This is a genomic window from Microbulbifer sp. ARAS458-1 (genome assembly GCF_045348205.1).
Classification (GTDB): Bacteria; Pseudomonadota; Gammaproteobacteria; order Pseudomonadales; family Cellvibrionaceae; genus Microbulbifer.
In genome coordinates, this window is the sequence record NZ_CP155838.1 from 34,374 (window position 1) to 54,364 (window position 19,991).

Below are 19,991 nucleotides of genomic sequence, written 5' to 3' on the forward strand. Positions count from 1 at the left end.
TATCAGCCTTGAACTTTCCCCGGCAGGCCCTATCTAACTCAGGCTTAACATTCAACTAACCAGGATCCACTGAGCGCGATCTTTCGTCTGAACCTTGTTTTTATTGCGGGCAGCCCCGTTTTACGAGCATGACTATTTCGACTGATTACACAAATCATCACAGTCCCCTGACCGCGGCAACCCGTCGCCGTGCCATGCGATGCGTCCCCATCTACCTGCCTATCTCGCGTCCACCGCCGTAATCACTCTCGAATAGATACCAAATCACTTCGCGCGAAGGCGTCGATTAAAAAACCAAAGCGTTACCACCACCCCCTGACAACCAAACCAAAAGGAGGACAAGGTGCTGGAAGTCACCCACCTCAGCCGTTACTACGACGACTTCAAAGCCGTCGACAGTGTCAGTTTCAAGATCGGGAAAGGCGAAATTGTCGGCCTGCTCGGCCACAACGGCGCCGGCAAAACCACCATCATGAAAATGCTCTCCGGCTACCTGGAACCAGATAGCGGCAGCGTCACCATCGATGGCATATCAATGGCCGACAAGCCCAAAACCCTGCAGCGGCAACTGGGCTATCTGCCGGAAAACCTGCCCGTATACGGTGAAATGACCGTCGCCGACTACCTCGATTACGCCGCCTCTCTCAAAGGCCTGGACGGCAACAACAAAGTCAGCGAAATCCGCCGCGCCGTCAAAGCCACCCAGTTGGGTGACAAACTCAACGCACGTATTCACACCCTTTCACGCGGCTACAAGCAACGGGTCGGCGTCGCCCAGGCCATATTAGGCCGACCACGCCTGCTGATTCTGGATGAGCCCACCAACGGCCTCGACCCCACCCAGACCCGGCAGATGCGCGCGCTGATCAAAGAAATCGCCTGCGAAGCCACCGTCATCCTCTCCACCCACATCATGCAGGAAGTGGAAGCCCTGTGTGACCGGGTGCTGATCATCCACGGCGGCCGCCTCGCAGTGGACGAAAAGCTCGAACGCCTGCGCAACGCCAACAGCATCTGGCTGGAAACCTCCGCCACCGATGCCCGCGAAATACTCGGCCGACTCGGCGAAGACGAAGGTATCGCAGCCATCGAGCCCATGGGTAAAGCGGGACACTTCCGCATCCCCCTCACCGAAGGCACCAATATACGCAGCACCAGTGCCGTTATTGCGCGCACCCTGATCGCCGCCGGTGGGGAGCTGTACCGCCTGCAACCGGAGCAGCGGGATCTGGAAAGCCTGTTCCGTCAGGTCAACGAAAACAACAAAGAAAATCACAAGGAAAAAAACACGGAGGCACTGGAAAATGCGGCCTGAATCATCACCTCCCATCAATGGTAAACGACTGATCCAGCGCGTGGCCGGCAAAGAGCTCACGCTGTTTTTCGCCTCGCCGGTGGCCTACCTGTTCCTCGCCACCTTTGCCGCGGTGAGCCTGTTCGTATTTTTCTGGGGCGAAGCATTTTTTGCCCGCAACATCGCCGACGTGCGCCCGCTGTTCGAGTGGATGCCGCTGCTACTGATCTTCCTCACCAGCGCGCTCACCATGCGCCTGTGGAGCGACGAGCGGGCAAAGGGCACCCTCGAGCATATTCTCACCCAGCCCGCGCCCCTGTGGCAGTTTGTTGTGGGCAAGTTTGTCGCCTGTCTGGCACTGCTCGGCATCGCGCTCGCCATCACCCTGCCGCTGCCGGTCACTGTGGCCATCATTGGTGATCTCGACTGGGGCCCGGTGTGGGCGGGCTACCTGGCGACCTTCCTGCTGGGTGCGGCTTACCTCAGCATCGGCCTGTTTGTTTCCGCCCGCGCCAGTAATCAGATCGTCAGCCTGATTGTCGCCTCTGCACTCTGCGGCCTGTTCTACCTGGTAGGCACACCGCTGCTCACCGACTTTTTCGGCAACACCGTCGGCGAATGGCTGCGCAACCTGAGCACCGGTGCGCGCTTTGATGCCATTACCCGCGGCGTACTCGACCTGCCGGACCTCTACTATTACCTGAGCCTGTGCGCGGTATTCCTGGCCCTCAACACACTGGTGCTGGAGCGCGAACGCTGGGCCAATGGCGGCGACCGCAAACACCGCCAAGCCTGGCACACGGTCACCGCCCTGCTGGTGGTGAACGCCCTGGGCGCCAATTTATGGCTGGGTCAGCTCAAGTCCCTGCGCACCGATGTGACCGAAGGCAATCTGTACTCCATTTCCCCGGCCACCGAGCAATACCTCAATCAGCTACAGGAGCCCCTGCTGATCCGCGGCTATTTCAGCGGCAAAACCCACCCACTGCTGGCGCCGCTGGTGCCGCAGATGCGCGACCTGCTGCGGGAATACGAAGTGGCGGGTAACGGTCGGGTACGGGTGGAAATCATCGATCCCACTCAGGAGCCAGAACTGGAAGAAGAGGCCAACCGTAAATACGGTATCGCGCCCGTCCCCTTCCAGGTGGCAGACCGCTACCAGGCGTCCATCGTCAGTTCTTACTTCGATGTACTGGTGCAGTACGGCGACGAGTACGAAGTGCTGGGTTTCCGCGACCTGATCGAGGTGAACGCGGAGCGGGAAACCGACGTGGACGTACAACTGCGCAACCCGGAGTACGACCTGACCCGCGCGGTGAAGAAAGTACTGCAGAGCTACCAGAGCGAGGGCAATCTGTTCGACACGGTACAGGGCAAACTGGCGTTTACCGCCTACGTCTCCGCCGACGAGCAATTACCGGAGCAGCTGGCGGAGTTCAAACAGTCCATCCGCGAAAGCGTGGAAAAAATACAGGGAGACGCCGGCGACCGACTGAGTGTGGAATTTATCGATCCCCAAGCAGACGGCGGTGCGGTGGCAAAGCAGATCGCGGAAGACTATGGCTTCCAGCCCATGGCCGCGAGCCTGATCGGCCGCCCCTTCTATTTCTATCTGACCCTCGCCCGCGACGACCAGATCGTACAAATTCCTCTGGACGATCTAAGCGCGGATACCTTCGAGCGCAACCTGGAAGCAGGTATCAAGCGCTTCGCCAGCGGCTTTACCAAAACCGTGGCACTGGTGACACCGGCGGACGATTTCAGCCACGGCATGGGCGGCGGTGCGCGCTTCAGTCAGCTGAAAACCCTGCTCGGTGCCGAGCTGAACGTGGAGCGCGAGGACCTCAGCGACGGCCGCGTATCCGGCGACGCGGATATCCTGATGTTGCTGGCACCACGCAACCTGAGTGAGAAAGCTCTCTACGCGGTAGACCAGTTCCTGATGCAGGGGGGCACCGTGATCGCCGCTACCTCGCCCTATAGCGCCAACCTGTCGAACCGCAGCCTGAGCCTGAACCGGGTCAACAGCGGCCTGGAAAAATGGCTCGATCACATGGGCCTGAAGGTGGACAACAAGCTGGTACTGGATCCGCAAAACAGCGCCTTCCCGGTACCGGTCACCCGCAACGTGGGCGGTTTCCAACTGCAGGAACTGCGCATGCTGGATTACCCCTACTTTATCGACGTACGCGGCGACGGCCTCAATGCCGACAACCCCATCACCGGCAATCTTCCCCAAGCCACCGTGAGCTGGGCCTCCCCCATTCAGGTGGATGAAGAGAAGTCTGCTGCACGCAGCATTACCCCACTTCTGCGCAGTTCCGACAGTGCCTGGCTGTCTAGTAACACCAACGTGATGCCGCGCTACGTGGACGGTCAGATCAGCGCCTTCACCCCCGAGGACGAACCCGCCTCGCACCTGTTGGGTGTGGTCAGTGCCGGACGCTTCGACTCCTACTTTGCCGATAATCCGTCACCACTGGCGCAAGCGGAAAACACGACGGAAGGCGAGAGTGAAAACGACAGCGCAAGTGACGCCAGCAAGCTGGAGAACCTGCCCAGCCAGATCAGCCGATCGCCGGAATCTGCGCGCATCATCCTGTTCGCCTCCAACGACTTCCTGCGGGACCAGGTGGTGCGCATGAGCGGCGCCGCGGCCGGCGGTGACTACCTCAACACCCTGCAACTGGCGGCCAACAGTGTGGACTGGTCTCTGGAAGATGCAGGTCTGCTCAGCATCCGCGCCCGCAGCCACTTCAACCGCACCCTGCCCCCCATGGAGCAGGACAGCCGGCTGTTCTGGGAATCACTGAACTATATCGCCGCACTGCTGGCACTGGGCATCGTCGCCCTGATCCAACAGCTGCGCAACCGCGCCCGCCAGCAGCGCTACCAACAACTGCTGGCCGGCTGAGGAGGATAGGAGAAATAGCGCATGAAAAATCTACAAATGGCCTTGAGCGGCGTGCTAGCACTGCAGCTGGTGCTGGCCGCCGGCCTGTTCTGGGAGTCCAGCTCGCGGCAACAGGCACAAACGCAACAGACTCAGTTGGTGCAGGCAGAAACCGATGCACTGCAACGGCTGGAAATTGTCGGTGACGACCAAAGCGTTGCGCTGGTGCGAAAAGACGGGCAGTGGCAACTGCCCGAACTCCACAACCTTCCGGTAAACAGCGACAAACTGGATACCCTGCTGGAAAAGCTCACTGCACTCAAAAGTAACTGGCCCATCGCCACCAGCAACAGCGCCCGCGAGCGCTTTGAAGTGGCGGAGAACAAATTCCGCAAACACGTGAAGCTCTATACCGCGGAAGGGAATGACCCGGCACTGGAACTGTTTGTGGGCACCTCCCCCGGCTTCCGCAAGGTGCACGTGCGCCGCGCCGGCGACGACGCCATCTATGCGGTGGCATTAAACAGCTTCGACCTGCCTTCAACCGCCGACAGCTGGCTGGACAAAACCCTGCTGGCCGCCGGTGACCTCACGCGCATCCAGGGCCCGGACTACACCCTGGAAAAAGGTGAGGACGGCTGGGCGTTTTCCGCAGACAACGGGGAAGAAACACCGGCGGTCGACCCGGGCAAGGCCCGCGAACTGGCTGCGGCACTGGAGAAACTGCGTATCACCAAAGCGGTTGACGAGGCCCCAGAGGTGGAGGCAACTGAGTTTGTGGTGCGCAGCGGTGACGATGAACGCCGCTACCACTTCGCCAGTGCGGACGACAAATACTATGTGCGCCGCGATGACCGCGATCAGTTCTTTGAAATCGCCAAATACGATTTCGATCGGGTGATGGATAAACGCCACCAGGATCTGGTACTCATCGAACGGGATGAGGAAGAGCAGACCGCGGAACAGGAATCGAGTTCAACGGAGGAGGAAGGCACGGAAAGCTGAAAACAACGCTTAATAAAAAAAACCGCGCATTGCGCGGTTTTTTTATGCACGGGCTTCGGAAGTATTACCCTTCAGGAAAGAACAGCTGGCCCTCCCCCATCTTGATCACGTTGCCGCCGATGCGACAGCGCACTTCCTTGCCGGTCTTTTTATCAAACTCCACATGCAGCACGCTTTTGCGGGTGTCCACACTGCCGCGATCCACGGAAAAGGTATGAGTGCCCGCAGCGGTTTCCTGCTGCTCGGCCAGGTAGGCGATAAATTCCGGCATCACATTGCCAATGGGCGGAAACACATCTTTTGCCAGATTGGGATTCAGCAGGCGGCCGTGAAACTCGGTGCCGCCGGTAATCGAGCCCGGCGCAAACAGGAAAAGCTCCGAGGTGTACATCTCTCCCAACAGCGCGCCCCAGTGATCGTGATTGAGGCTCGCGGCCAGCACATGTTCGGGGCGGGTAAAGGGAACAATCAGGGTCGGCGTATCCACGCTCACCACCAGCGGTTTGTACTTGCTGAAGGTGATGTGTTTTTCCTCGGTATTCAGCGCCGCAGCCAGGCGGCCTGCATCCGGGGTGTAGCGATCCACCGTGGGGGAAAGCTCGCGGGCAAACTGGATATTCCCCGGCACACCGTCCTTGTCATCGATAAAGCTTTCGATCAGGCCGCTTTCCTGTTTTAGCAGGAAGGAGGCAAAACTGCCTTCGCTTTTGCTCAGCCCCAGCTCAAACGCCATAAAGGAGGCGGCGAGAATGGTGTGGGCACCAAAGCGCTGCTGGCCGTGGCTGTTGTAGACACTGGCAGGGACGGAAGCATCCGGTTCGATAAACACGGTTTCGGTCTGCTGAAACTCACTGGCGATGGCTTTTTTGGCCTGCTCGTCCAGTTGTTGTTCCGCCAGGTTTACCACCGGAATCTGAGTGCCCTGAAAGGGTGCATCCGCAAAGACATCCAGCAATACATATTCAATCGCCATAATTAAATCCTTTTTTTTATTGTTGCCTTCCCTGACTATGCGCCACCTGATAATTTTTGCAAGGGCGCAATCAGAACGCGATATCCGGTGGCGGCGCTACGCGCAGCACTTCCTGCACGGTGGTGATGCCAGCGGCCACTTTGCGCGCCCCTGATAAGCGCAGGCTATTCATGCCCTCGCGCATCCCCTGGCGGCGGACCTGCTGCAGGTCGCAGTCGTGGGTGACCAGCGTCTGAATGGCCTCGGTAAACGGCAGGATTTCGTAAATGCCCTGACGTCCGCGGTAACCGGTATTGCGGCAATCGAGACAGCCCTCCGGCTGATACACCACCTCCGGCTTGGGCGCCTTCCAGGGTTTGACCAGCGCCAGCCAATCCTCGTCGCTCACTTGCGCCTTGCGCTTGCAGCTGGGACAGAGGGTGCGCACCAGGCGCTGGGCCATCACCCCCAGCACCGTGGACTTCAGCAGGTAATGAGGCAGTCCCAGATCCAGCAGACGGGTCACTGCGGTAGGCGCGTCGTTGGTATGCAGCGTTGAAATCACCAAGTGGCCGGTAAGCGCGGCCTGCACCGCCATCTGCGCGGTTTCCAGGTCGCGGATCTCGCCCACCATGATGATGTCCGGATCCTGACGCATCAGGGTGCGGATGCCGGCAGCGAAGTCCAGACCGATGCTGTGGTGCACCTGAGTCTGATTAAAACTGTCCTCCACCATTTCAATGGGATCTTCGATGGTAGACACATTGACCTCGCTGGAGGCGAGCTGCTTGAGCGCGGTGTACAGGGTGGTGGTTTTACCGGAGCCGGTAGGGCCGGTGACCAGTACGATTCCGTTGGGGCGGGATAACATGGTCTGCCAGCGTGCCAGATCATCGCCGGCGAGGCCGAGGTCGGTATAGGAGCGCGCCAGCACTTCCGGATCGAAGATCCGCATCACCAGTTTTTCGCCGAAGGCGGTGGGTAGGGTGGAAAGGCGCAACTCCACCTCGCTGCCGTCCGGGCGCTTGGTCTTGATACGACCGTCCTGGGGTTTGCGCTTCTCCGCCACGTTCATGCGGCCGAGGATCTTCAGGCGGCTGGTGACCGCAGCGTTGACCTGATCCGGCAGCTCGTGGATCGGGTGCAGCACCCCGTCGATACGGAAGCGGATGCGGCCGATGTTCCTTCTTGGCTCGATATGAATATCACTGGCGCGCTGGTCAAAGGCGTGCTGCAGCAGCCAGTCCACAATATTGACGATGTGCTGGTCGTTGGCTTCCGGGTCCTTGAGGTTACCAAGCTCCAGCAGCTGCTCGAAGTTCCCCGCACCCGAGCTGCCCTTGAGACCACTGGCCCCGGAAATGGAATTGGCCAGGGAATAGAACTCGGTGCCGTAGCGCTTGATGTCGGCGGGGTCCGCCACCACCCGCTGTACGGTGCGGCCACTGGTGTGTTCCAGCTGCTCTTCCCAGCCCGAGGTGTAGGGCTGAGCGGTGGCCACCAGCAGCATTTCCTTTGAGGCTTCCACGCACAGGATCTGGTGGCGCTTGGCGAACTGGAAACTCATCACCTCGGTCACTTCCGCCACATTCACCTTGAGCGGGTCGATATGGTAAAGGCCGTGGGAAGAAGTATCCGCCAGCCACTGGGTAAGTGTGGCCGCGTCGAGCGTCTTACCGGGCTTTTTCTGATTGGGCAGCTCACAGCTGGCGATATAGGTGAGCGGGTGCATCTGCGCCTGCTCGGCGGTGCGCGGGGTGCCGATCAGGCGATTGGCGTCCATACGCGCCACATACCCCTGGCCCACCAGGTCTTCCAGCAATCCGGGCAGATCGAGAACCCGGTCCGCCCCTCTTGTCCCAGTGCTTACAGCCATACCCTGTCACCCGTCTACGCTTTATTGTGAAGGCGCATTGTAGCTCTTATGGCGAGCCGCAACAGTGCGCCGGTTGCCCCCATTGGTAACGAAACCGTCACGTCACTGTGCCCTGCGCACAGGTTGGGGTACCATGCCGCCAAATTTGGCCGCTGCTCACGTCACCAGGCGGTCTTTTCGTTAACTGTCAGGACCGGAAAAAGGAACAGACCATGCCCCTGTCCAATATCGCCAACCTGTTCGGCCGCTCGCCGATCAAGCCGATCAAGGAGCACATGGCGACTGCCCACGAGGCGTCAGCGGATCTGGTGCCCTTCTTTGAAGCCCTTATGAAGGGCGACTTCAGCACTGCCAAAACCGTACAGCAGCGCATCTCCGCCAGTGAGAACCGCGCCGACGACATCAAGAAAGACCTGCGCCTGCACCTGCCGGACAGCCTGTTTATGCCGGTCTCCCGCACCGACCTGCTGGAACTGCTGCACGTGCAGGACAAGGTAGCCAACACCGCTCAGGACATCGCCGGCCTGGCGATCGGCCGCCAGATGCAGATCCCCGCAAGCATGCACGCCATGATGGCCACCTTCGTGGAAAGCGCCGTCGCCACATCCGCCCAGGCCCTGACTGCCATCAATGAGCTGGACGAGCTGCTGGAATCCGGCTTTGCCGGGCGCGAAGTGGATATTGCCCGCCGTATGACCGAAGAGCTGGACGACCTCGAGCGCAAGTCCGACGAGCTGGAAGTGGAAGTGCGCGCCGCACTGTTCAAATTAGAAAAAGACCTGCCACCGGTAGACGTGATTTTCCTCTACCGCATTATCGAGTGGGTCGGTGACCTGGCAGATGAGGCCCACGGCGTGGGCAACCGATTGCAGCTGTTGCTGGCGCGATAACGGGGAGAGAAATCGTGGATATCATTGCTCAGTACGGCCATATCTTTCTGATACTGGCCTGTGTATTTGGATTCTTTATGGCCTGGGGGGTGGGCGCCAACGACGTAGCCAACGCCATGGGCACGTCCGTTGGCTCCCGCGCACTGACCATCAAACAGGCGATCATTATCGCCATGATCTTCGAGTTTGCCGGCGCCTATTTAGCCGGCGGCGAAGTCACCTCCACCATCCGCAAGGGCATCATCGCCCCGGATCTGTTCAACGATAGCCCGGAACTGCTGGTCTACGGCATGCTTTCCGCCCTGCTGGCCGCAGGTACCTGGCTGATGATCGCCAGTATTCTCGGCTGGCCGGTATCCACCACCCACTCTATTGTAGGAGCCATTGTCGGCTTCTCTGCGGTGGGCATCTCGGTGGATGCGGTGGCCTGGGGCAAGGTGGCCAGCATTGTCGCCAGCTGGGTGGTCTCCCCGGTCCTCGCCGGCACCATATCCTTCCTGCTGTTCCGCAGTGTGCAACGGCTGATCCTCAACACCGAAGACCCGTTCACCAACGCCAAGCGCTACATCCCAATTTACATGTTCGCGGTGGGCTGGATGATCGCCATGGTGACCCTCACCAAGGGCCTGAAGCACGTCTTCAAGGACGCCGGTGTCACCCTGACCTTCTGGCAGGACGCGCTGATCGCCGGCGTGATCGGCCTGGTCGTGATGGGTATCGGCATCGTGCTGCTGAAGCGCATCAAGCGTGACCCGGCCATGGAAAAGGACAACCGTTTTGCCAACGTAGAGCGCGTCTTCGCCATCCTGATGATCTTCACCGCCTGTGCCATGGCCTTTGCCCACGGCTCCAACGACGTGGCCAACGCCGTGGGTCCGCTGGCCGCGGTGGTCAACACCGTGCAACAGGGCGCAGTCACCGCCAAGGCGGTAATGCCGCCGTGGATCCTGCTGCTGGGTGGTGCCGGTATCGTGGTCGGCCTCGCCACCTACGGCTTCAAGGTAATGGCCACCATCGGCCGCAAGATTACCGAGCTGACCCCGAGCCGCGGCTTCGCCGCCGAACTGGGCGCCGCCTCCACCGTGGTACTCGCCTCCGGCACCGGCCTGCCCATCTCCACCACCCACACCCTGGTGGGCGCGGTACTGGGGGTTGGTCTGGCGCGCGGTATCGGCGCACTCAACCTGCGCATGATCACCACCATCGCCGCCTCCTGGATCGTCACCCTGCCCGCAGGCGCCGGCCTGGCGATTCTGTTCTTCTTCTTCTTCAAGGGCGTCTTTGGTTGGTAATACTGGAACGGTAATAGCAATTACCTGGCGCACTTGATAAAAAGGGAGAGCTATTTGGCTCTCCCTTTTTTGTGTTTAATCTGCACTGGCAATGTGAGAAGGATCCCTCCATGCAACTGCCCATCTATCAGGCTGACGCCTTCACCTCGGAACTCTTCAAAGGCAATCCCGCCGCTTACGTACCGCTGACCCGCTGGCTCGACGACGCACTGCTGCAACAGATCGCCGCCGAGAACAACCTCGCCGAAACCGCATACACCGTCCCCGCCGGCAACGGCTTTGAACTGCGCTGGTTCACCCCCGGCGAAGAAGTCCCCCTGTGCGGCCACGCCACCCTGGTCACCGCGCACCTGCTGTGGACCGAGCTGGGATTTACCGACGACGAGATTCACTTCTTTACCCGCAGCGGCGAGCTGGTCGTGCGCCGTGACGGCGAACTACTGGCCCTGGATTTCCCCGCGCAGAACATCCAGCCAGTCGGACTCGGCAAGGAATATTCCGATGCACTCGGCGCCGAGCCGCTGTCGGCCATGGAAGTGGCCGAATCCAATGACCAGCTGCTGGTGGAGTTTGCGTCATCAGAGGTCATTGCTGGCCTCGATCCCGATATGCGCGCCGTCGCCAACCTGCCCTACAAAGGATTGATCTGCACTGCGCCAGGCGATGGATTCGATTGTGACTTCGTCAGCCGCTTTTTCGCCCCGGCCATCGGCATCGATGAAGACCCGGTAACCGGCTCCGCCCACACCTACTTGATGCCTTTCTGGGCGGCAAAGCTGGATAAGACGGTGCTTAAAGCAAAACAGATTTCACTCCGTGGAGGTGAGCTGGATTGTGAATTGAAAGGTGATCGGGTGATTATGCAGGGCAAGGCGGTGACTTATTTGCGCGGGCAGATCAGTCTGTAGGTATCCAGTGGTCCCGGTCGTTTCGCTTCCGGTGGCGGTGCCGCTACCGGGTAAGCGTTTGCGAGACACGCCGTGAACCCATCCATGGGGGCTCTTCCGCGAGGTCCCTCTCGCGGAAGGTCTCGCAAACGCTTACCCGGTATCGTCACCTTCAAGCCGACCTTCATAAGACTCAGCTAGCACGAGAATAAATTCGCTCTTTTGGCAAAATGCAAACTACCAGTAGTGATAGTGCAGCTTCTCGTTTTTCCGCGGCCCATCAATCTGCCAGATCAACTCGATTTCATCCGAATGCAGAATCAGATCGGCGGTATAGGTATCCTCGCCGCACAAATGCGGAGACTGATGACGAAACCCATGCTCCGTCACCGGAACAAGATTGAATAACAATACGGGCTCTTCCCGCCGCAAATGCTCAAGGCGCACAAAATCAACACAGCGCGTCCAGCGGTAAGTGTTCTGCAGATCGATCTTGTGGCCGTCGCCATCGGTAAACTCAGCCCGCTCCGCAAACAGAATGTGCGCACCGAAACCCGTCACCGCCACCTCGCCGCGCCCGTGCCCACGCCAATTGGTTTGCGACCCGGGTCCATTGCTGGCATTAAAACTGAACGCACGCACCTTCTTTAACCGCTCAACCAATTGCGCCAGCCTCGACAAAGCTTTGTAATCCACCACTGCATTCACCGGACACCGCACCTATTCATGATTCTGTTGATCCTCATCACGCTCCTGTGGGCTTTCTCTTTCAGCCTGATCGGCGTCTACCTCGCCGGCCAGGTGGACAGCTACTTTTCCGTACTCACCCGGGTACTGCTGGCGGCCCTGGTATTTCTGCCATTTCTCAACTGGCGCACTCCACCACGTATCGCTCTCACCCTAATGGCCATCGGCGCCGTGCAGCTGGGATTGATGTACCTGTTTTACTACCAGTCCTTCCTGCTGCTCAGCGTGCCCGAAGTGCTGCTGTTTACCATCTTCACCCCGGTATACATCTCACTGATCTACGACCTGATGGCACGAAGGTTTTCTCCCTTGAACCTGTTGATCGCCGCTATCGCAGTATTCGGCGCCGCCATCATCCGCTGGAATAATCTCAGCGGTGACTACTGGACGGGCTTTCTTGTGGTCCAGGGTGCCAATCTCTGTTTTGCCAGCGGCCAGGTGGCCTACAAGCAGTTTATGCAATCTCAGCAAAGCCGCGGGAACACACTGCCACCCCGGCAGACCTTCGGCTGGTTTTTTATCGGTGCCAGCATCGTCGCCGCCCTCGCCTGGCTGATACTCGGCAAGCCGCAGTACCCGAGCAGCGGTGTGCAATGGGGCATATTGCTGTGGTTGGGTGCGGTGGCCTCGGGCCTTGGCTACTTCCTGTGGAACAAGGGCGCCACCCTGGTATCTCCCGGCACCCTCGCGGCCATGAACAACGCCCTGATTCCCGCCGGGCTGCTGGTCAACCTGCTGATCTGGAACCGGGATGCGGATCTGCCACGGCTGGCGCTCGGCGGTGCCATCATCGTCGCCGCGGTGGCACTCAGCGAATGGCGAAATCGAGCATCAAAACTCACCAGCGATCCATAGCCCTACCTTATAAATATGATGCAATTAATTAAACTCGAGAAAACCCGTATTGCGCGTGCCCTCGCGCTGTTGTGATACCCCATCAGTCTCACGTTTAAATACCACTACGAATCGCGAGCTCAACCCTATACTGTCACGGTAATGAGTAACTCCCACCTCAAACCCGATAGTGCGATTCGCGGCCCTGCACTAACATTTACTGGTGATCCTTTCACGTCCAGCGTGGAGGCGACCATGCGCTACGAGTCTGATGCCATAGTGGCATTTGGCGATGGTGTGATTACCCATTTCGGCCCCGCGGATCAGATTCAGCCGCAGCTGCCGAAAGACCTGAAGGTTCGCAACTACGGCGCGGACGCTCTGATCACCGCGGGCTTTCTCGACAGTCATGTGCACTTTCCGCAAACACCCATGATTGCCGCCTTTGGCGAGCAGCTGCTGGACTGGCTGAACAAATACACCTTTCCCACGGAACGCAAATACGCGGACAAGGCATTTGCCGCATCGGTGGCGAAAGTGTTTCTCGATGAGTGTCTGAAAAACGGTATTACCACCAGCTGTGTCTACTGCACCGTCTTCCCCCAGTCCGTCGACGCCCTGTTTGAAGAAGCCGAGCGCCTGGGCATGCGCATGGCCGCCGGCAAGGTGCTGATGAACCGCAATGCGCCGGACTACCTACTGGATACCACCCAGAGCGGTTACGACGACTCCAAGGCGCTGATCAACAAGTGGCACAACCGCGGCCGCCTGATGTACGCCATCACCCCACGCTTCGCCCCCACAAGCAGCGCGGATCAGCTGGATTCCGCCGGTGCCCTGTGGGACGAATTCCCCGACTGCTATATGCAGACCCATGTGTCGGAGAATCTGGATGAGGTCGCCTGGGTAAAAACACTATTCCCCGACCGCAAGGGCTATCTGGATGTATACGACCACAGCAGACTGTGTCGGCCACGGGCAGTGTTCGGTCACGGCATCCACCTGACCGAAGACGAGCTCAGCAGCATGCATCACACCGGCTCCGCCATTTCCCATTGCCCGACATCAAACTTTTTCCTCGGCAGCGGCTATCTCGACGTGTATCGCGCGAAAGATCCCAAGCGCCCGGTACGGGTAGGTATTGGCACCGATCTCGGTGCCGGCACTTCGTTTTCGATCCTTGCCACACTGAACGAGGCGTACAAGGCGGCACAGTTGAATGGCAAGGCGCTCACTGCCGAGCACGCGTTTTACTTGGCGACCCGCGGCGCTGCCCGCGCGATGTATATCGACGACAAAGTGGGCAGTATCGCTCCGGGAATGGAAGCGGATCTGGTGGTACTCGATATGAAGTCCACACCGATCATCGATTACCGTATGCAGTTTGTGGAAGGTATCGAGGAAGCCTTGTTCATCCAAGTGATGCTAGGAGATGATCGAGCCATTCAAGCAACATATATCGCAGGTCAGTTGCGTTATAAACGAGAGAAGACAAGTCATATCCAAACTTGATAACTTATCAACCATTAGTCAACCCGAACCCACTCATCCGTAAAAATCTCAACTCTCTGGCGCTCTATTGCGACGAGGTAGTAGTACCGATTCAGTAATTTTAAATATCGCAAATTAAAAAAGGACGTACACCATGAGCGCTCGCAAACTGCCGGGAGTTCAGCAACAGCTGCAGCAGCTGGTCGCCAGCCCCAGCGTCAGCGCCACCAACCCTAAACTGGATATGGGTAATCGCGGCGTTATCGACCTGCTCGCCGCCTGGTTGGAAACCCTGGGTTTCAAGATTGAAATCATGCCCATGGAAGACCAGCCCCATAAAGCCAACCTGATCGCCACCCTTGGCCGGGGCGATGGCGGGCTGGTACTTGCCGGGCACACCGATACCGTGCCCTACGACGACAACCGCTGGAAATCCGATCCGTTCAAACTGAGCGAGCGCGACAACCGTTTTTACGGCCTCGGCAGCACGGATATGAAAGGCTTTTTTCCGCTGGCGATCGAAGCCGCGAAAGCCTTTGCCAACAAGCCGCTGCAGCAGCCACTGATCATCCTTGCCACCGCGGATGAGGAAACCTCCATGTCCGGGGCGCGCGCACTGGTAAAGGCCGGCTTGCCCAAGGCCCGTTACGCCATCATCGGCGAACCCACCGGTTTGAAGCCCATCCGTATGCACAAGGGCATGATGATGGAACGACTGCGCATTACCGGCCAGGCCGGCCACTCCTCCAACCCCGCGTATGGCGCCAGCGCGCTGGAGGCGATGCATACCGCGATGGGGGAAATTCTGAAACTGCGCGGAGAGTGGCAGGAACGCTATACCAATCCCGGGTTCGCCGTTCAGGTGCCGACACTCAATCTCGGCTGTATTCACGGGGGCGATAATCCAAACCGCATCTGCGGGCACACGGAACTGCAATTTGACCTGCGACCATTGCCGGGCATGCCGATGGACGAATTGCGTGGGGAACTGCACCAGCGCCTGAAAGACGTGATAGGCGGCGAGAAGATCCAGCTGGAAATGGAATCCCTGATCGGCGGCGTGGAGGCTTTCGAAGAGCCGGCGCAATCGGAGCTGGTGCAGGTAGCCGAACAGCTGACCGGGCACAGTGCCGCAAGCGTGGCCTTCGCCACCGAGGCGCCCTTCCTGCAAAAGCTCGGCATGCAGACAATCGTTCTCGGCCCCGGGGATATTGATCAGGCGCACCAGCCGGATGAATACCTCGGCCTTGAGCGGATTGATCCGATGGTCGAGGTGTTGAAGGGGATGATTGGTCGATTCTGTCTGTAGTGGCCCCAACGTAAAACGCCCTGTGGCGCCGCCGCTACCGGGTACGGGCTTGTGAGACACGCCGTGAACCCATCCCTGGGGGCTCTTCTAAAACATCCCTGTTTTAGAAGGTCTCACAAGCCCGTACCCGGCATCGACGCCTTCGCGCGAACTATTGATACTTTTTCAGCCAAGAAGTAATAGGCGGAAAACCGCATAAAATACGGTATATTGAGCCGACTTACGATTAATCTGCAGAACACAAAAGCTCGTGAATACAGAAACCACCACCCTCAATTGGTTCAGAAACGCCGCGCCCTATATCAATGATCTGCGCGGGCGAACCCTGGTGGTTGCGATTCCGGGGGAAGGGTTTGAGCACGAGAACTTTCGCAACCTGGTACACGACCTCACCCTGTTTATCAGCCTGGGCGTAAAGCTGGTGCTGGTGCACGGCGCCCGCGCGCAGGTAAACCGCGCCCTGGAAAGCGCCGGTATTGAAAGCCGCTTCCAGGGCAATACCCGGGTTACCGACCGTGAAACCCTGGAGGTAATCAAGGCCGCCGTGGGCAAGCTGCGTTTTGAAATTGAAGCGGCATTTTCCCAAGGGTTACCGGATTCCCCCATGGCGCGCTCGGCCTTGAAGGTGGTGTCTGGTAACTTTGTCACCGCACGTCCGGTGGGCATTATCGATGGCGTGGATATGCGCTGGACCGGACAGGTGCGGCGGATGGAGGTGCAGGCGATTGGCCGTGCACTGGACGAAAACTCGCTGGTGCTGCTATCGCCCTTTGGCACATCGCTGACCGGCGAGCTGTTCAATCTCAATTATCTGGATCTCGCCGCCGAGGCGGCTCAGGCACTGCAGGCAGAAAAGCTGATCCTGTTTCGCGACCAGCCACAACTGGAAGTAAACGGCGAGACGATTTACGACCTCAGTATCCATCAGGCAGAAGACGTTGCCGACCACCTCGATAGCGAAACACTGAGTTGTGCCATCAAAGCCTGTAATGCGGGTACGCAACGAGTGCACCTGCTCAGTTACGCGGACAACGGTGCCCTGCTGCAGGAATTGCTCAGCCGTGAGGGCGCCGGCACCATGATCTACCGGGATAGCTACGAGGTAATCCGGCGGGCGCGGATCAACGATGTGGGCGGGATTCTCGGGCTGATCCGGCCACTGGAGAAACAGGGCATTCTGGTACGCCGCTCGCGGGAAAAGCTCGAGTCGGAGATCGACCATTTTACCCTGGTGGAAGTGGATGGCACCCCGGTGGCCTGTGCGGCGCTGTATCCGATCCTAGACGATCAGGGCGACACTATCGCCGCAGAAATTGCCTGCGTGGCCATTCATCCGGAGTTTCGCGGCGGCGGCCGCGGCGCCAAGCTGCTGCATCACCTGGAGCGCCAGGCACGGGCGCTGGATCTGGCGGACATCTATGTACTGACCACCCAGACCGAACACTGGTTTATTGAGCGCGGCTTTACCCAGGTGGATGTCGCGGATCTGCCCACCAGCCGTAAGTCTCTATACAACATTCAGCGAAATTCCCGCGTTTTACGCAAGCCGCTGAAAGCGCAATAGACTTGCATGAAACTCTGCCCGAGACGGACAGGTCTTGCGCAGGATTCCCCTACTTTTGGCAACCGCGCAATAGCGCTTCCATTTTGCTAATCTGTCGCGTCCCCGGGGTACATTGCTGCCCCGCCCAAACTTCGGGCAAACCACCAAATTCTGATCCACGTTTACACGTTTAGTAAGTACCGCTATGCCTCAGTACCGCTCTCGCACTTCCACCGCCGGCCGCAATATGGCCGGCGCCCGCGCCCTGTGGCGCGCCACCGGCATGAAGGATGAAGATTTCCACAAGCCGATTATTGCCGTGGCCAACTCCTTCACCCAGTTCGTGCCCGGGCACGTACACCTGAAGGATATGGGCCAACTGGTGGCACGAGAAATCGAGAAAGCCGGCGGCGTAGCCAAAGAGTTCAATACCATTGCCGTGGACGACGGTATCGCCATGGGCCACGACGGCATGCTCTACAGCCTGCCCAGCCGTGAGATCATCGCCGACTCCGTGGAATATATGGTGAACGCCCACTGTGCCGACGCACTGGTGTGCATCTCCAACTGCGACAAGATCACCCCGGGAATGCTGATGGCAGCGCTGCGCCTGAATATTCCGGTCATCTTCGTTTCCGGCGGGCCCATGGAAGCGGGCAAAACCAAGCTCGCCGACCACAAGCTGGATCTTGTCGATGCCATGGTGATCGCCGCTACCGACGATGCCAGCGACGAGAAGGTAGCCGAGTACGAGCGCTCCGCCTGCCCCACCTGTGGCTCCTGTTCCGGCATGTTCACCGCAAACTCCATGAACTGCCTGACCGAGGCACTGGGCCTGTCGCTGCCCGGTAACGGCACCATGCTCGCCACCCACGCCGACCGCGAGCAGCTGTTCCTGCGCGCGGGCCGCGAAATCGTAGCACTGGCCAAGCGCTACTACGAAGAAGACGACCTTTCCGCATTGCCGCGCTCTATCGCCAACCGCGCCGCGTTCAGCAATGCGATGGCCCTGGATATCGCCATGGGCGGCTCCACCAATACCATTCTGCACCTGCTGGCGGCGGCCCAGGAAGGCGAGATCGACTTCGACCTGTCCGATATCGACCGCCTGTCGCGCAAAATTCCGCAGCTGTGCAAAGTGGCTCCCAATACCCAGAAATACCATATCGAAGATGTGCACCGTGCCGGCGGTGTCATGGCCATCCTCGGCGAACTGGAAGCCGGAGGCCTGTTGGATGCGAGTCTGCCGACGGTATATAGCAGCTCTTTTAAAGAAGCGCTGGAAGAGTGGGATATTCGTCGTACCGACAACCCCGACGTGCACAAGTTTTTCCGTGCGGGCCCAGCCGGCATTCCAACACAGACCGCGTTCAGCCAAGACTGCCGCTGGAACAACCTGGACGGCGACCGCGAACAGGGCTGTATCCGCTCCGTCGAGCACGCCTATTCCTCCGAGGGCGGCCTTGCGGTGCTGTTTGGCAACCTGGCTCCCAACGGCTGTGTCGTAAAAACGTCCGGGGTGGAAGAAGAGCTGTGGTACTTTGAAGGCCCCGCTCACATCGTCGAAAGCCAGGAAGACGCCGTTGCGCATATTCTTGAAGGCAAGGTGAAGGAAGGTGAGGCGGTCATCGTGCGCTATGAGGGCCCCAAAGGCGGCCCGGGCATGCAGGAAATGCTCTACCCCACCAGTTACCTGAAATCCAAAGGCCTGGGTAAATCCTGCGCACTGATTACCGACGGCCGCTTCTCCGGTGGAACTTCAGGCCTTTCAATCGGCCACGTATCACCGGAAGCGGCCGGCGGCGGCAATATCGCTCTGGTACAAAATGGCGACCTGGTCCGTATCGACATTCCCAAGCGTCTGATCGAAATCGATATTCCGGAAGAGGAACTGCAACGCCGCCGCGACGCAATGAACGCGAAAGGTGAAGAAGGCTGGAAGCCGGCGAAGGTTCGGCCGCGCAAGGTAAGCCGCGCACTGAAAGCCTACGCATTGCTTGCAACCAGTGCCGATAAAGGCGCGGTGCGAGAAATCGACTGATCCTGGGGTCACCCAGCGGTAAGAAAAATAGCGGGCACTGCCCGCTATTTTTTTATCCATTAATGGAGTGCACTGACGAAGTCGTTACTCTGCCAGCTTGTAAGAGATCCGGTTGCGTACACCGTGCTTTTCAACCGGTTCACCATCCACCACCGTTGGTCGGTACTTGAAGCGCTCAACGGCCTTTAACGCGGAGTGATCAAACACATCCGTCGGCGCCCCGGCGGTATCGTAACCACCCACAACCCGCGGATTCTTCACACTGCCGTTCTTGCTGATGGTGAATTCAACCACTACGTAGCCCTCTATTCCCCTGGCCATCGCACGCCGTGGGTAGCGGGGTGCCGGCTTGTAAATGGGTAGTGGATCCGCGCTGATGATTGCGGTATTCACTTTGGTCCGGGTTGACGCCGGAGGGCGAATATCCAGTGGAATAGAACCAGGCTCCACGGTGCGCTCAACTGTAGTCGGTGTCACCGGGGGCGGTAACTCCTGTGGCTTACTAACGGTCTCCTGCCGGTGCACCGTAGGCTTTACATCCGGCATATGAATCGGTGCAACTTTTGGAGGAGGCTCCACGAGTGGTGCTTCAAAGTCGGTGGCGATCAGCTGCGACATACCAAATAGCAGCAGGCCGGTAACCCCCAGGGCCATCGCCAGGCTTCCCACGGCGGTCGATGGTCGACCGGAAGGTGAAGAATTTAAGATCGATGAAGCTGATAAGGAATTGGGAGGATAAGCCAGTTCCATAACACCTCTCCTTTTTATTTTTGGGTGTTGTTTGAAACGCACCGACGCACAGGGTGAATCGGTGCGATGGAAAAAGCTGATCAGCTACTTACAGTTCTAGTTGAATTCAACGAGATTGCAAATAATTCCCATTAATCGATCAAAATTACGCCACATACCATTCACAGGCAAAAAAAAGACCGCACAT

15 protein-coding genes are annotated in these 19,991 nt (G+C 58.8%); 11 read left to right on the plus strand and 4 right to left on the minus strand.

Translation table 11 applies throughout. The features are described from left to right. Positions 1–343: 343 nt before the first annotated feature. Genes AAFH99_RS00155 through AAFH99_RS00165 form a run of 3 tightly spaced genes read left to right on the plus strand, consistent with a single transcriptional unit; the run spans position 344 to position 5,192 of the window. Entirely contained in the window at positions 344–1,315 is a 972-nt protein-coding gene (locus AAFH99_RS00155; RefSeq protein ID WP_406828326.1) for an ABC transporter ATP-binding protein, read from the plus strand. Next, the gene (locus tag AAFH99_RS00160; protein WP_406828327.1) at positions 1,305–4,208 is read left to right on the plus strand and encodes a Gldg family protein; all 2,904 of its coding nucleotides are present in this window, start codon (positions 1,305–1,307) and stop codon (positions 4,206–4,208) included. The genes AAFH99_RS00155 and AAFH99_RS00160 overlap by 11 nt, the downstream gene beginning before the upstream one ends. A gap of 21 nt (positions 4,209–4,229) precedes the next feature. Further along, positions 4,230–5,192 (plus strand): DUF4340 domain-containing protein, encoded by a 963-nt coding sequence (locus tag AAFH99_RS00165; protein ID WP_406828328.1) that lies wholly within the window; start codon positions 4,230–4,232, stop codon positions 5,190–5,192. Positions 5,193–5,256: 64 nt separating this feature from the next. Here the strand turns inward: AAFH99_RS00165 and AAFH99_RS00170 are convergent, their stop codons facing one another. Then, a complete protein-coding gene (locus AAFH99_RS00170) occupies positions 5,257–6,165 on the minus strand; it encodes a PhzF family phenazine biosynthesis protein (protein ID WP_197023825.1) in 909 nt (302 codons plus the stop codon). Positions 6,166–6,235: 70 nt separating this feature from the next. Beyond that, positions 6,236–8,020 carry a GspE/PulE family protein gene (locus AAFH99_RS00175; RefSeq protein ID WP_406828329.1) on the minus strand — a complete coding sequence of 595 codons (1,785 nt, stop codon included), beginning with the start codon at positions 8,018–8,020 and terminating at the stop codon, positions 6,236–6,238. Positions 8,021–8,232: 212 nt separating this feature from the next. Here AAFH99_RS00175 and AAFH99_RS00180 point away from each other — a divergent pair, with 212 nt between their 5' ends. From AAFH99_RS00180 to AAFH99_RS00190, 3 genes are all read left to right on the plus strand, one after another. Beyond that, entirely contained in the window at positions 8,233–8,910 is a 678-nt protein-coding gene (locus tag AAFH99_RS00180; protein ID WP_043319405.1) for a TIGR00153 family protein, read from the plus strand. Positions 8,911–8,924: 14 nt separating this feature from the next. After that, on the plus strand, positions 8,925–10,202 hold the full coding sequence (locus AAFH99_RS00185) for an inorganic phosphate transporter (RefSeq protein ID WP_043319407.1): 1,278 nt from the start codon (positions 8,925–8,927) through the stop codon (positions 10,200–10,202). A 110-nt stretch (positions 10,203–10,312) separates the two neighbouring features. Next, a complete protein-coding gene (locus AAFH99_RS00190; RefSeq protein ID WP_406828330.1) occupies positions 10,313–11,110 on the plus strand; it encodes a PhzF family phenazine biosynthesis protein in 798 nt (265 codons plus the stop codon). A gap of 216 nt (positions 11,111–11,326) precedes the next feature. Here the strand turns inward: AAFH99_RS00190 and AAFH99_RS00195 are convergent, their stop codons facing one another. Further along, a complete protein-coding gene (locus tag AAFH99_RS00195; RefSeq protein ID WP_406828331.1) occupies positions 11,327–11,788 on the minus strand; it encodes a DUF6314 family protein in 462 nt (153 codons plus the stop codon). 27 nt (positions 11,789–11,815) lie between these two features. Here AAFH99_RS00195 and AAFH99_RS00200 point away from each other — a divergent pair, with 27 nt between their 5' ends. From AAFH99_RS00200 to ilvD, 5 genes are all read left to right on the plus strand, one after another. After that, positions 11,816–12,691 (plus strand): carboxylate/amino acid/amine transporter, encoded by an 876-nt coding sequence (locus AAFH99_RS00200; protein WP_406828332.1) that lies wholly within the window; start codon positions 11,816–11,818, stop codon positions 12,689–12,691. Between the two features lie 141 nt (positions 12,692–12,832). Continuing rightward, on the plus strand, positions 12,833–14,182 hold the full coding sequence (gene guaD / locus AAFH99_RS00205; RefSeq protein ID WP_406828333.1) for a guanine deaminase: 1,350 nt from the start codon (positions 12,833–12,835) through the stop codon (positions 14,180–14,182). A 133-nt stretch (positions 14,183–14,315) separates the two neighbouring features. Continuing rightward, positions 14,316–15,470: an acetylornithine deacetylase gene (gene argE, locus AAFH99_RS00210; protein WP_406828334.1), complete on the plus strand. Its 1,155-nt coding sequence runs from the start codon at positions 14,316–14,318 to the stop codon at positions 15,468–15,470. A gap of 250 nt (positions 15,471–15,720) precedes the next feature. After that, a complete protein-coding gene (argA, locus tag AAFH99_RS00215; protein ID WP_406828335.1) occupies positions 15,721–17,034 on the plus strand; it encodes an amino-acid N-acetyltransferase in 1,314 nt (437 codons plus the stop codon). Positions 17,035–17,218: 184 nt separating this feature from the next. Continuing rightward, a complete protein-coding gene (ilvD, locus tag AAFH99_RS00220; protein ID WP_406828336.1) occupies positions 17,219–19,054 on the plus strand; it encodes a dihydroxy-acid dehydratase in 1,836 nt (611 codons plus the stop codon). An 84-nt stretch (positions 19,055–19,138) separates the two neighbouring features. Here ilvD and AAFH99_RS00225 read toward each other — a convergent pair whose 3' ends face one another. Beyond that, on the minus strand, positions 19,139–19,708 hold the full coding sequence (locus AAFH99_RS00225) for a TonB family protein (protein WP_406828337.1): 570 nt from the start codon (positions 19,706–19,708) through the stop codon (positions 19,139–19,141). Positions 19,709–19,991 lie beyond the last annotated feature (283 nt).

What these genes read in the sequence shown, in the direction of transcription:
- argE (WP_406828334.1), top strand. Translation starts at nt 14,316, where the DNA reads ATGAGCGCTCGCAAACTGCCGGGAGTTCAGCAACAGCTGCAGCAGCTG.
- AAFH99_RS00180 (WP_043319405.1), top strand. Translation starts at nt 8,233, where the DNA reads ATGCCCCTGTCCAATATCGCCAACCTGTTCGGCCGCTCGCCGATCAAG.
- AAFH99_RS00165 (WP_406828328.1), top strand. Translation starts at nt 4,230, where the DNA reads ATGAAAAATCTACAAATGGCCTTGAGCGGCGTGCTAGCACTGCAGCTG.
- AAFH99_RS00200 (WP_406828332.1), top strand. Translation starts at nt 11,816, where the DNA reads ATGATTCTGTTGATCCTCATCACGCTCCTGTGGGCTTTCTCTTTCAGC.
- AAFH99_RS00190 (WP_406828330.1), top strand. Translation starts at nt 10,313, where the DNA reads ATGCAACTGCCCATCTATCAGGCTGACGCCTTCACCTCGGAACTCTTC.
- ilvD (WP_406828336.1), top strand. Translation starts at nt 17,219, where the DNA reads ATGCCTCAGTACCGCTCTCGCACTTCCACCGCCGGCCGCAATATGGCC.
- AAFH99_RS00175 (WP_406828329.1), bottom strand. Translation starts at nt 8,020, where the DNA reads ATGGCTGTAAGCACTGGGACAAGAGGGGCGGACCGGGTTCTCGATCTG.
- AAFH99_RS00225 (WP_406828337.1), bottom strand. Translation starts at nt 19,708, where the DNA reads ATGGCCCTGGGGGTTACCGGCCTGCTGCTATTTGGTATGTCGCAGCTG.
- AAFH99_RS00170 (WP_197023825.1), bottom strand. Translation starts at nt 6,165, where the DNA reads ATGGCGATTGAATATGTATTGCTGGATGTCTTTGCGGATGCACCCTTT.
- AAFH99_RS00160 (WP_406828327.1), top strand. Translation starts at nt 1,305, where the DNA reads ATGCGGCCTGAATCATCACCTCCCATCAATGGTAAACGACTGATCCAG.
- guaD (WP_406828333.1), top strand. Translation starts at nt 12,833, where the DNA reads ATGAGTAACTCCCACCTCAAACCCGATAGTGCGATTCGCGGCCCTGCA.